9 protein-coding genes are annotated in these 12,951 nt (G+C 72.3%); 1 reads left to right on the plus strand and 8 read right to left on the minus strand.

From position 1 onward, the window contains the following. Nucleotides 1–111 precede the first annotated feature (111 nt). Nucleotides 112–1,266 carry a serine hydrolase domain-containing protein gene (locus ACFVJX_RS20855; protein WP_384131135.1) on the plus strand — a complete coding sequence of 385 codons (1,155 nt, stop codon included), beginning with the start codon at nt 112–114 and terminating at the stop codon, nt 1,264–1,266. Here the strand turns inward: ACFVJX_RS20855 and ACFVJX_RS20860 are convergent. The 8 genes from ACFVJX_RS20860 to ACFVJX_RS20895 form a co-directional block, all read right to left on the minus strand. Next, nucleotides 1,240–2,655, minus strand: a complete 1,416-nt coding sequence (locus tag ACFVJX_RS20860) for an MFS transporter (RefSeq protein WP_384131138.1) — start codon at nt 2,653–2,655, stop codon at nt 1,240–1,242. The genes ACFVJX_RS20855 and ACFVJX_RS20860 overlap by 27 nt on opposite strands. Before the next feature lie 642 nt (nt 2,656–3,297). After that, a complete protein-coding gene (locus tag ACFVJX_RS20865) occupies nt 3,298–4,761 on the minus strand; it encodes an aldehyde dehydrogenase family protein (protein WP_384131140.1) in 1,464 nt (487 codons plus the stop codon). Beyond that, nucleotides 4,758–6,497: an amidohydrolase family protein gene (locus ACFVJX_RS20870; RefSeq protein ID WP_384131143.1), complete on the minus strand. Its 1,740-nt coding sequence runs from the start codon at nt 6,495–6,497 to the stop codon at nt 4,758–4,760. Before ACFVJX_RS20870 ends, ACFVJX_RS20865 begins: the two co-directional genes overlap by 4 nt. A gap of 181 nt (nt 6,498–6,678) precedes the next feature. Continuing rightward, entirely contained in the window at nt 6,679–7,800 is a 1,122-nt protein-coding gene (locus ACFVJX_RS20875) for an LLM class flavin-dependent oxidoreductase (RefSeq protein WP_384131146.1), read from the minus strand. Nucleotides 7,801–7,921: 121 nt separating this feature from the next. Further along, nucleotides 7,922–8,707: an SDR family NAD(P)-dependent oxidoreductase gene (locus tag ACFVJX_RS20880; protein WP_384131148.1), complete on the minus strand. Its 786-nt coding sequence runs from the start codon at nt 8,705–8,707 to the stop codon at nt 7,922–7,924. Between the two features lie 10 nt (nt 8,708–8,717). Then, nucleotides 8,718–9,671 carry an LLM class F420-dependent oxidoreductase gene (locus tag ACFVJX_RS20885; RefSeq protein ID WP_384131151.1) on the minus strand — a complete coding sequence of 318 codons (954 nt, stop codon included), beginning with the start codon at nt 9,669–9,671 and terminating at the stop codon, nt 8,718–8,720. 127 nt (nt 9,672–9,798) lie between these two features. Then, on the minus strand, nt 9,799–10,794 hold the full coding sequence (locus tag ACFVJX_RS20890; protein WP_384131154.1) for a hypothetical protein: 996 nt from the start codon (nt 10,792–10,794) through the stop codon (nt 9,799–9,801). Nucleotides 10,795–10,992: 198 nt separating this feature from the next. Then, a complete protein-coding gene (locus tag ACFVJX_RS20895; protein ID WP_384131156.1) occupies nt 10,993–12,897 on the minus strand; it encodes an AMP-dependent synthetase/ligase in 1,905 nt (634 codons plus the stop codon). Between the last annotated feature and the right edge of the window lie 54 nt (nt 12,898–12,951).

Raw genomic sequence — 12,951 nt, forward strand, 5'->3', positions numbered from 1 at the left:
TCGCCCGGCCGGGCGAGGCGCCACGCGCCGAACCCCGAAGGACTTGCGGAGCCGACCGCTTAGGGTGGCAGCGCTTCGGCGAAAACCGTCGGGGCGGAGGGGAGCACGGCCATGGACGACGTACGGGACGACGTACGTGAGAGCGTGCGGGCTGACGTACAGGAACGCGTGCAGGGGGTCATCGGGCGGCTGGTCGACTCGGGGCAGGACACCGGCCTCCAGGTCGCCGCCCATCTGCGCGGTGAACTGATCGTGGACGCCTGGGCGGGCGTCGCCGATCCGGACTCCGGGCGGCCGGTGGACGGTGACACGCTCTTCCACAGCTTCTCCGCCGGCAAGGGCGTGACCGCCACCCTCGTGCACGTACTCGCCGAACAGGGGCTCATCGACTACGACACCCCGATCGCCCACTACTGGCCCGGGTTCGGCGCCCACGGCAAGGAGCACGCCACCGTGCGGCACGCGCTGACGCACTCGGCGGGGGTGCCGCAGCTCCCCGCCGGGACCACCCCGGAGGAGATGGCCGACTGGGACCACATGTGTTCCGTGATCGCCGGACAGTCGCCGGAGTGGGAGCCGGGCACCGCCACCGGGTACCACGGGTGGACCTTCGGGTGGATCGTCGGCGAGGTGATCCGCCGGGCCGCCGGACGCCCCGTCGCCCAGGCGCTGCACGACGAGGTCGCCGCCCCTCTCGGCATCGCCGACTCCCTGTTCTTCGGCATCCCCGAGGACGCCGCCGCCCGCACCGCGACGCTCGTCGAGGGGAACTGGGAGGCCGCGCTGGACCTCGCCCCCGCGAGCTGGTCGTTCTTCCGCGCCGTGCCGAACCGCTCCGTCTGGCCGGTGGCCCGGCTCGCCAACCGGCCCGACTTCCTGCGGGCCGACATTCCGGCCGGCGGCACGATGAGCGCACGGGCCGTCTCCCGGATGTACGCCGCGCTGATCGGCGAGGTCGACGGCGTACGGCTGCTGCCGGCCGAGCGGACCGCTCTGATCAGCGCCGTCGCGACCGAGGAACAGGACCAGATCATGCGCGGTCCGGTCCCCAAGGGGCTCGGCTACTTCCTCGGTCTGCCCGCGGCCGGCGGGCGGCGCTCCGCGTTCGGCATGAAGGGCAGCGGCGGCAGCGTCGCCTTCGCCGACCCGGAGCACGGACTGTCCTTCGCCCTTACCCGCAACCGGCTGGTCTGCGGGGACCAGGACATCGCCGCGGGGGCGGTCGCCACCGAGATCCGCTCAGCCCTGGGGATCGAAGCCGCCTGAGCGGTGCGGGACGGCCCCGGCCGCCTGCTCGACGGGCAGGGCGGGCGCGGATACCGGCGCGGGCGCATGCCCGGACGCGGCCAGCCGGTGTGCGCAGGACCGTTGCTGGGCCACCGCGAGTCCCGCGACCACCGTGCCCAGCACCAGCCAGCCCACCGGGCCCGAGGCCATGACCACACCGGTCAGCAGGGGCGGCCCCGCCGACTTCTGGATGGACTGGGACATGCCCGCCACCCCCAGATACGCGGCCCGCGCGTCCTCGGGCGCGAGCAGGACGGCCAGTTCCCACGAACTCACCGAGCGCATCAGCTCCGCGAGGGTGACCAGCACCGCCGCGCCGAGCAGCACGGCCGCCGCTTCCCAGGCCCCGCCCCGGGTGGCGAGGGCCAGGAAGGCGCAGCTCACGAACATCAGGGCGCCGTACAGCAGAACCGCGCGTGCCGCCCGGCTCGGGCCCTCGGCCCTTCTGGACACGCCCAGTTGGAGCACCACGACCAGCACGGTGTTGATGACCAGGAAGGCCGGGACGAGGGCGTGCGGCGCTGAGGTGCGGTTCACCAGCCACAGCGGCAGGCCGACGCCGAGCACGGAGTCGTCGAGGTTCATCGGGATGTCGAACAGGACGAACCGGAGGTAGCCCCGGTCCCGCCAAGGGCTCTTCGGCCGGGCCGGTTCGGGCTCCCCTGCGGGCGCATCGGTGGCTGCGGCCGGTGCGCCGGGCGCGGCCCGCGCCACCTCGACCGTCCTCTCCGGCAGTTCGCTCGTACGCCACACGAGGACCGCGGCGACGACGAAGGACAGGGCATTGCCGAGGATCAGGGCGCGGTAGGCGTCCGTGGTGCCCACGGCCAGGCCGATGGCCGCGATACCGGCGCCCACCCCGTAGCCCGCGTTGGCCGCACTCCGGGACAACGCCTGGTAGGCCGCCCGCCGTTCGCCCGCCGCACGGGTGGCGAACAGCATCTCCAGCGTCTTCGCCGCCCGGTCCCCCAGGTAGGTCACGGCGACGACGGGCAGCAGCGCCCCGAAGCCCGAGCACGTCAGCACCAGGGTCAGCGTCACCAGTCTCAGCAGATGGCAGCCGATCAGCAGCGGACGCACCGGGAAGCGGCCGGCCAGCCGTCCGGCCAGGGGCGAACCGGCGATACCGGCCACCCCGGCCACACCCAGCAGCACCCCGATCTCCTGGGCGCTCAGATGCGTCACGAAGGTCAGGTACAGAACCGACGACGCGGCCCACAGCCCTGATCCGGTGCGGTCGACCGACAGCGCCAGCAGCATGATCCGGGCATCCCGGCCGCCCGGCGGGTTACGCAACTGCGCCAGCAGCCCGGGCTGCCCGCTCTTCGGCGCCCGTGCGCCCCGGCCCCTCGTAGTGCGTCGTCGCACCTTCCACCCCCGAATACCTCGACATCAAGAGATCAGCAGACCGGAGGAAGCCTGCCGGGGGTTTTTCTCGATGTCAAGATACTTGATGGCGAGATACTCGTGCGAACGTCGAGTCCGCACGGACACAGCCACAGGGCTCAGTCACACGCCCTTGCCAGGCGGTAGCCCGGCGGCGTACAGGTGGGTCAGGTCGTGCACGCGCCAACGGTCCGAACCGATCGCCTGCTCGCCCAGCAGGGCAGCACCGGCGAGGAAGGCCAAGCGACTGCGGGTCTCTCGTGGCGTCCGGTCGCGTCAGGACGGCGACAGGAAGGCGACATTGGGCTCGGGCCATGACCGGCAATTGGCAGACTGACCGGAACGGGGCTGCTCCGCGGGGCGAGAATGGGGAGCCTGCCGAGCTGGTGGGCAAGCCGGTCAGGGGCGCCAGAAGCGCGACGACGGCGACCGGCCGCCGGCAGTGCGGACAGTTCAGGGGCGCGGCCATCTCCAACAGGACGCAGGTCGCGTCGGTTTCGGACCGGGAACCACCGTCGCTACGCCGACGGGTGGCGACCGCACCGCGCCGACTTCGCAGGCCGGCGTGGCCGGCCCTCGAAGCGGACGTCCACAAGCGGTGGTTCGGCGGCCGGCCGCCCCGCCTCACCCGGGCCAGACGATCGCCTGGAGTTCGCTGTACGCGTGCAGGGCGTACGAGCCCACATCGCGGCCGACACCGCTCCGCTTGAACCCGCCGAACGGGGCTTCCATGTTCCGGCCGATCGTGTTCACGCCGACCCCGCCCGCGCGCAGCCTGCGGGCGACGCGGAAGGCGCGGGCCACATCGCCGGACCAGACGTAGTCGATCAGCCCGTAGTCGCTGTCGTTGGCCAGCGCGATGCCCTCCTCCTCGTCGTCGAAGGGGACGACCACCACGACCGGGCCGAAGATCTCCTCCCGCACGACCCGCATGTCCGGCGTGCAGTCGGTGAGCAGCGTCGGCGCCACGTAGAAGCCGCGGCCGGCCGGGCCGGGACGTTCGCCGCCCGTGACGACCCTGGCCCCCTCCTTCCGGCCCAGCTCCACGTACGACTCGACGCGGTCGCGGTGGGCGGCCGAGATGACCGGGCCGACCACCGTGCCCCTGGCCGTCGGGTCCCCGACCGGCAGCTGCCGGGCGTATCCGGTGAGCTTCGCGACCAGGGCTTCGTGCGCGGCCCGTTGGACCAGGACGCGGGTCGGAGCCGTACAGATCTGACCGCTGTAGAAGGAGAACGTGGTGCCGATGCCCGCCACCGCGGAGTCGAGGTCGGCGTCGTCGAAGACGAGGGCCGCGCCCTTGCCGCCCAGCTCCATCAACTGCCTTTTCATTCCACGGCCGCAGACCTCGGCGATGCGCTGCCCGACGGCCGTGGAGCCGGTGAAACTGACCATGTCGACGTCCGCGCAGTCCACGGCGGCCTCGCCCACCCCGGCGCCCGTACCGCTGACGACGTTGACGACACCCGCCGGCACACCCGCCTCGGCCAGTGCCTCGGCCATCCGGAAGACGGAGAGCGGGTCCTGCGGGGCGGGTTTCACGACAACCGTGTTGCCCATGGCCAGCGCGGGGGCGATCTTGCCGGCCGGGTTGGCCCAGGGGTTGTTGTACGAGGTGATGCAGGTGACGACGCCGACGGGCTGGCGGACGGCGAGCGCCCCGAAGATCCCGGCCCGGCCCATCGGCCCGGCCTCGTTGATCTGTGGCGGGACCGCCTCCTCCACCGGCTCCAGCGCGCCCTTCGCGTACCGCCGGAACCGGGCGGCGCCGACGGCCACCTGCATGCCTCGGGCGGTGCCGGTGGTGGCGCCGCTCTCCGCCTGGGCGAGGGCGGCGTTGGCCGTGAGGTCGCGTTGCATCAGGTCGGCGGCGCGGTCGAGGACCGCGGCGCGTTCCTCGGGGCGGGTACGGGACCAGGTGGCGAAGGCCTCGCGGGCCGCCGCGGCGGCCTCGTGCACCTGCGCGCGGCTCGCCTCGGGGGCGAGGCCCACGACCGCCTCGGTGGCCGGGTTGATCACCTCGTAGTGGCCGTCCGCGGGTTCGGTCCACTCGCCGCCGATGAAGAGGCGCTGGGGCGTGGTGGTCACTGCGTGCTCACCGTCCGGGTGTCGCGGCCGGAGCGGAGCACCGTCCCCGGGACCGCGCCCGTCACCTTGTCGTCGCGCAGGGTCTCCACCCCGTTGACGCGGACCGAGACGATGCCGAGCGCCTTGGAGTCGAGCCGTGGGCTGTCACCGGGCAGGTCGTGGACGAGGGTGGCGGGACCCGCGTCGATGCGTTCGGGGTCGAAGAGGACGAGGTCCGCGTGGAAACCCTCCGCGATCCTGCCCCGGTCGCGCAGTCCGAAGAGGCGGGCCGGGTCGTCGGTGAGCATCCTGACGGCCGCTTCGAGCGGTACGAGCTTGCGGCCGCGCAGACAGTCGCCGATGAAACGGGTGGTGTACGGGGCGCCGCACATCCGGTCCAGGTGGGCGCCGGCGTCGGAGCCGCCGAGCATGACGTCCTCGTGTTCCCAGGTGCGCTGCCGCAGCGCCCAGGAGTCGGGGTCGTTGTCGGTGGGCATCGGCCACAGGACCGTGCGCAGTCCGTCGGCCGCGCAGATCTCGACGAGGCAGTGGAAGGGGTCCTGACCGCGCTCGGCGGCGATGTCGTTGACGACCCGGCCCCCGAGCCCCTCGTTCGCCTCGCTGTAGGTGTCCCCGATGACGTACCGGCCGAAGTTGGCGAGGCGGCGGAAGACGCCGGCCTCCTTGCTGTCGGCGCGGCGGAGCATCTCGGCGCGGGTGTCCGCGTCGCGGAGCCGCTCGATGCGCTCGGGGACGGGCAGGGACAGGATGTCGCCCCAGCCCGGTATCAGGTTGAGGGCGCAGAACGTGCCGAGCGACATGTTCATCGGCGTCAGGATCGGCATGGTGAGCGCGACGATCCGGCCGCCCGCGCGGCGGGCGCGTTCGCTGGGTATCAGCTGGCGCGGTACGCGTTCGGGGACGGCGGCGTCGATGGTCAGGACGTTCCAGTTGAGCGGGCGTCCGGCTGCTGCGGTCATGTCGACGAACAGGTCGATCTCGTCGTCGGAGAACTGGTCCAGGCAGCCCGCGACGATCGCCTCGATCTGGGTGCCCTCGTGTTCGCCGACCGCGCGGGAGAGCGCGAGGAGTTCCTCGGGCAGCGCGTGCCGGGAGGCCACCGGCTGTCCGTCGCCGTCGGCGTGGGTGGAGGACTGGGTGGTGGACAGGCCCCACGCCCCGGCGTCCATCGCGTCGTGGAACAGGGCCAGCATGGCGTCCAGTTGGGCGGGGGTGGGCTGTCCGCCGACCGCGTCCGCGCCCATGACGTGGCGGCGCAGCGCGCAGTGCCCGACCATGAACCCGGCGTTGACGGCGATCCGCCCGTCGAGTGCGTCGAGGTACTCGCGGAAGCTGGACCAGCTCCAGTCGACGCCCTCCTCCAGCGCCTTGAGGGCCATGCCCTCGACCCGCGACATCATGCGCCGGGTGTAGTCGGCGTCCTCGGGCCGGTCCGGGTGGAGCGGGGCGAGGGTGAATCCGCAGTTCCCGCCGGCGACGGTGGTGACGCCGTGGTTCATCGACGGGGTGGCGTACGGGTCCCAGAAGAGCTGGGCGTCGTAGTGGGTGTGCGGGTCGACGAACCCGGGTGCGAGCACGAGGCCGGTGGCGTCCTCGGTGGTCGCGGCGGGCCCGGGGGCCCGGCCCGGTTCGGCGATGACGGCGATGCGGCCGTCGCGGATACCGACGTCCGCGCGGTAGGAGGGCCCGCCGGTGCCGTCCACGACGGTCGCTCCGCGGATGAGGTGGTCGAGCATGACGGGGTCCCTTTCTCCGTGGTGGTGAGGGTGCGCCGGGGTGCGTACGGCCGCGGTACGCACCCCGGCTCGCGGAGCGGCGGTCCGGGAAGACGCCGCCCGTCACTCAAGCACCGCCGGGCGAACTCACGCCCCGCCGGCGCTTGAGGCGCGGGGGTACGGGGGCGGGGCCCCCGCAACGTCACGCCGCTTCGCGGAAGCGGGTCGTCCGGTGGACCGGGTCCGTGTCGATCTTCGGGATCACGTGCTCACCGATCAGCTTGATCGAGTTCATCGTGTCCTCGGGGCTGATCCCGATCGGCAGTCCGAAGCTCAGCTGGTCCGCTCCGGCCTGCTCCCAGCGCCGGCACTGCCCCAGCACCTCGTCCGGGTCCCCGCAGATCATCAGCTCCTCGGCGATGAGGAGTTCGATGATCTCCTCGGAGTACTCCGGCAGCAGCTCGGGCCACTCCGGGATGCCCTCCGGCCGGGGGAACGTGTCGTGGTAGCGGAACAGCAGCGACTGGAGGTAGTTCAGGCCGCCGCCGACCGCGATCTCCACGGCCTTCGCGTGCGTCTCGGCGCAGATCGCCGTCGAGGTGACCATGACGTTGTCGTTGACGAAGTCACCGACCGGTTCCGCGTCCTTGACGGCGTTCTTGTAGGACTCGACGATCCACTCCATGTCGGAGACCTTCTGCACGCTGAAGCCCAGCACGCCGAGCCCCTTCTTCCCCGCCATGGCGTACGAGGGCGGCGAGCCGGCCGCGTACCACATCGCCGGGTGCGACTTCCCGTACGGCTTGGGCAGGATCTTGCGCGGCGGCAACGACCAGTGCTTGCCCTGGAAGCCGACGTACTCGTCCTGGAGCCACATCTTGGGGAACTCGGCGATGGTCTCCTCCCAGAGTTCCTTGGTGTGGTTCATGTCGGTGATGCCCGGCATGAACCCGAGGATCTCGTGGGTACCCGCCCCCCGGCCGGAGCCGAACTCGAAGCGCCCCTCGGAGAGGTGGTCCATCATGGCCACCTTCTCGGCCACCTTCACCGGGTGGTTCACCGGGGCGAGCGGGTTGAAGATGCCGGACCCGAGGTGGATGCGGTCCGTGGCGTGCGCGAGGTAGCCCAGGTACACGTCGTTGGCCGAGAGATGCGAGTACTCCTCCAGGAAGTGGTGCTCGGAGGCCCAGGCGTACTTGAAGCCGGACTTGTCCGCCTGGATGACGTACTCGGTCTCCTCGATCAGCGCCTTGTGCTCTGCCCCGGGGTCCGCCTCGGCCCGCGCGGCGGGCACGTACCCCTGTACAAAGAGCCCGAATTCCAAGGGGGTTCACCGTCCTCAATCGTTTCTGACACTCCGTCAGATTCTGCTGCGTCCGACTGTTCCACCGACACCATGACCCGTCAATACCTGACGCCTCGTCAGGTGCGTTGGGCTGGTGCGGTCAGAAGAGGCTGACCCCGGCCAGCCAGCCGCCGTCGATGACGAACGGCTGCCCGGTGATGTACGAGGAGTCGTCCGAGGTCAGGAACAGCGCGAGCGTCGCGACCTCCTCGGGCCGGCCGATCCTGCCGAGCGGGACGAGCTTGCGGTAGAGCTCGTCCACCGCGGCCTTCGACGCCTCGGGATCCGCGTCCGGGTCCAGCGCCGCGGGGTTGGTCATCGCGGTGTCCACGGCTCCGGGGCACAGGGCGTTGACCCGGATCCCCTTCGCCGCAAGCTCCACCGCCGCCACCCTGGTCAGGCCGAGGACCGCGTGCTTGGTCGCGGCGTACGCGCCCACGAAGGCCATGCCGGTGAGCCCGGTGTACGAGGCCGTGTTGACGATGGTCCCGCCGCCCGCCGCCCCGATCTCCGGCGCGAGGGTCTTGATCCCCAGGAAGGCCCCCACCTGGTTGACCTGAACCACCTGCTGGAACTCCTCCAGCGGCGTGCTCACCAGCTCGTTGAACCGCAGGATGCCCGCGTTGTTGACCAGCCCGTCGATCCTGCCGAAGGCGTCCTTCGCGGCGGCGACGGCGGCCTGCCAGTCCGCCTCCCGGCCCACGTCCAGGTGCACGAAGAGCGCCGACTCCGCCCCCAGCTCCTTCGCGAGCGCCTCGCCCTGCTCGTCGAGCACATCGGCGATCACCACCCGCGCGCCCTCGGCGACGAAGAGCCGCGCCTCCTGCTCACCCTGCCCGCGCGCCGCGCCACTGATCAGCACGGTCCGCCCGTCCAGCTTGCCCATGGCCTGACTCCTACCTGTCGAGGTTGTCGAGGTGAGGTGCGACGTCGGCGGCGAACGCCGCCATCTGATCGGTGAGTTCGTTCCGGCCGCGACTGCGGAACCGCACCTGGATCTGGTGCACGCCCATCGCCGCGTACTCCCGGAGGGACTCGGCGAGCACCTCCGGCTTCCCGCTGAGCGTGCGCCGCCCCACGGACCAGTCCGGCTCGCCCACGTACAGCGGCTCGGTGATGGCGCCGACGACGATCGGGGCGGCGATCCCCGCCTCCTCGCGCAGGGCGTGCAGCCGGGCGATCTGTGCGGGCAGCCGCTCCCTCGGGTCGCCCTGCGGCAGCCAGCCGTCCCCCCGCACGGCCGCCCGGCGCACCGCGGCGGGCGAGGAGCCGCCCACCCAGACCGGCACCCGCTCCTGGGCCGGCCTGGGCAGCTGGCCGAGCCCGCTGAAGGAGAACCGCTCCCCGGCGAACTCCGGGTACTCCTCGGGTCCGAGCGCCGCCTTCAGCGCCTCGACGGTCTCGTCGAGGACGGCGCCCCGCCCGTCGAAGTCCGCTCCGAGCGCCTCGAACTCCTCCCGCACGTGCCCGGCCCCGACCCCGAGGATCAGCCGGCCGCCGCTGAGGTGGTCGAGGGTCGCGTACTGCTTGGCGGTGGAGAGGGGGTGCCGCAGCCCGACGACGGCGACATGGCTCATCAGCAGCACGCGCTCGGTGACACCGGCGAGGAACGCGAGCGTGGCCACCGGGTCGTACCAGACGGTGCTCATGGCCTCCGCGAGCCGGCGCGGGATGGCGACGTGCTCGCAGCTCGCCAGATAGGCGAAGCCGCAGCGGTCGGCGGTGCGGGCGATCTCGGCGAGATCCGCGGCGGGGGCCCCGGCCTCCCAGGACTCCGCGTAGATGGCGCTCTGCGACTGGATCGGGAGCTGCATCCCGTACGACAGCGGCCCGGCGGGCAGTATCGGCACCGTCCGGCCTCCTTCCCCTGGAGCTGACCTGACGGCTCGTCACATGACGAACGCGGGGCCATCGTCGTGCCTGACGACCTATCAGACAAGGGGTGGGGCGGACCGGATGCCCGGCGCGGACCGCCCCCTATCGCCGCCGGGCACCCGACCTCGCGGCCGCCGTGAGCAGCACCAGGGCGCCCGCCGCGAACACCGCGCTGCCGACGATCCCGGTGGACCGGGACACATCGAGATACCGGCTCTGCTCGAATCCCACCCACGCGTAGGTGAGCAGCGCGCCCCCGGCGAGCCCGAGCCGGTGCGCCCCGCTCCACCCCTCGCCGCGCGCCCAGCGCACGCACGGCACCAGCACCGCCGCCAGCAGCACCACCCAGCCCAGGACCGGCACCGCCGCCGGTACGCCGTCCGGCAGGTACTCCCGGCCCCAGTACCCGCTCGTGGCGGCGAAGGACAGCGCGCCGACCACCCAGGGGGCCGGCGGCCGTGGTCCGGTACCGGGCCGTTCGCCCCGCCGGCGGCACAGGAAGGCCGCGGTGATCAGGGCGGCGATGACGAGTCCCGCAACGGTGAACTGCGCCGGCGTGGCCACGAAGTCCTCGGACTCCGCCTGGGCCAGGGCGAGGAAGCCCGAGCCGGCGACGAAGACGACAGCGGTCGCCCAGAGGCCGGGGAGGCCGAGCCAGGGGCGGGTGCGGTCGCCGTCCCCGGCGAAGGCCTCGACCAGGGCGATGGGCACGCAGATGCTCCACACGGTGTGCATCGTCAGCACGTCCTGGAGCAGTTGGACGCTGGTGTCCAGCAGCGGCACCCGGCCTCCGGCGTACGCGGCACCCAGGTCGAAGCCGCCGTAGTGCGGGTTCCAGAGCATCTGGTCGACCGGGCCCTCCTCGATCAGGGCGTAGGCCGCCCCGAGCAGGATCATCGTGGGCCAGCCCCGCCCGGCGCGCCGGGCGGCCTCCCGCACCAGCAGCGCGCCGCCCCCGTACAGCGGCGCGAGCAGGAACACCGAGGGCAGGGCAGTGACCGGCTGGTTGCCCAGCAGGAACTCCCCGATCAGCGGGGCCAGCAGAAAGAGGCCGATCGCCGACCGGAAGCGGTGGTGGCGTGCGCGTTCGGAGGCCATGCCATCGAAGCTAGGCCGGGCACCATGCGGCGGGCATCGGCCGATGGTCCAGGACCGGCGGACGAAAGTATCCGGCCGGGAGACGAAGGTCGCGGCGGGGCCCGCGGACGAGCACGGCCCGTGGGCCCCGCCGTGGTCTCGGACGAAGGTCGCGGCGGGGCCCGCGGGTGAGAACGGCCCGTGGGCCCCGCCGTGGTCTCACTTGCGGTAAAGCTCCTCGATCTCCGCCGCGAAGTCCCGCGTGATCGCGTCCCGCTTCAGCTTCAGCGACGGGGTGAGATGGCCGCGCTCCTCGGTGAAGTCCACCGGCAGGACGGTGAACTTCCGGATCGACTCGGCACGCGAGACGAGCCGGTTGGCCTCGTCCACCGCGCGCTGCAGAGCGGTGCGCAGCTCCTCGTCCTGGACCAGCTCGCGCATCGGGACGCCCTGCTTCTTCTTCATCTGCCGCCAGTGGGACAGCCCGTCCGGCTCCAGGGTGATCAGCGCGGTGATGAACGAGCGGTTGTCGCCGACCACGATGCACTGGCTGACCAGCGGATGGGCGCGCAGCCAGTCCTCCAGCGGGGCGGGGGTGACGTTCTTGCCGCCCGAGGTGATGATGATGTCCTTCTTGCGGCCGGTGATCGTGAGGTAGCCGTCCTCGTCGAGCGCCCCCAGGTCACCGGTGGCGAACCAGCCGCCGTCCAGCGCGGGTGCCGGCGCGCCGCGTTCGGTGTCCCAGTAGCCCTGGAACACCTGACCGCCGCTGAGCAGGACCTCGCCGTCCTCGGCGATGCGGACGGCGGTGCCCGGCATCGGCCAGCCGACCGTGCCCAGCCTGGGTCGGAGCGGCGGGGTGACGGTAGCGGCCGCGGTGGTCTCCGTCAGGCCGTAGCCCTCGAAGATCTCGATGCCGGCGCCGGCGTAGAAGGCGGCGAGCCGGCTGCCCAGCGGGGAGCCGCCGCAGATCGCGTACCGGACGTGGCCGCCGAGCGCGGCCCGGATGCGGCGGTAGACCAGCGGGTCGTACAGGGCACGGGCGGCCCGCAGCCCGAGGCCCGGTCCGGGCCCGGTGCCGTGCTCGGCCGCCTCCACGGCCTGCCCGTACCGCTGGGCGATCCGCGCGGCCCGGTCGAAGGACGAGGCGCGGCCCATCTTCTCGGCGGTTGCCCGGCCGGTGTTGTAGACCTTCTCCAGTACGTACGGGATGGCCAGCAGGAACGAGGGCTTGAAGCCGGCCAGGTCGGCGAGCAGGTCCTCGGTCTGGATGGAGGGGGCGTGGCCGAGGCGGACCCGGGCGCGCAGACAGCCGATCGCGACCATCCGGCCGAAGACGTGCGACAGCGGCAGGAACAGCAGGGTGGACGCGGGGTACTTGCTGACCGACTTGAAGACCGGGTGCAGCAGCTCGATGGCGTTGTCGACCTCGGCGAAGAAGTTGCCGTGGGTCAGCACACAGCCCTTGGGACGGCCGGTGGTGCCCGAGGTGTAGATGAGGGTGGCGGGGGTGTCCGGTTCCAGCGTGGCCCGGCGGGCCGCGACGGCGTCGTCGGGGATGTCCCTGCCGAGCGTCTTCAGCCGGCCCAGCACCCCGGTGTCGAACTGCCACAGGTGGGCGAGGTCGCCGAGCTGTTTGCGTTCCTGGCTGATGACGCGGCCCTGTTCGGCCGTCTCGACCGCGCAGGCGACCGCGCCCGAGTCCTGGAGTATCCAGCGGGCCTGGAAGGCGGATGAGGTCGGGTAGACGGGGACGGTGACGAGGCCCGCGGCCCAGGCCGCGAAGTCGAGCAGCGTCCATTCGTACGTCGTACGGGCCATGATCGCGATGCGGTCGCCGCCCCGCAGCCCTTCCGCGATCAGGCCCTTGGCGACGGCGAGCACCTCGGCCGCGAATTCCGCCGCGGTCACGTCCTGCCAGCCGCCGTCGGGCTGCTTGCGGCTGAGGACGGCGTCGTCGGGGGCCTCCCGGGCGTTGTCGAACGGGATCTCGGCGAGTGAGCCGCGGCGGACGGGCGGGGCGAACGCCGGTACGGAGACCTGCTGGACGCTGCCGTCGGGAGCCCTGACCTTGGTCGGCTCGACCAGGACGGGCGCGGTGGTGGTGGCGGGTGGCGTGGACACGTGCGGCTCCTCGGCATCGGGGTCGGGCGGGTTCGGATCCGGTCGGGCGCTTGA

The organism is Streptomyces sp. NPDC127177 (assembly GCF_042672475.1).
Lineage (GTDB): Bacteria > Actinomycetota > Actinomycetes > Streptomycetales > Streptomycetaceae > Streptomyces.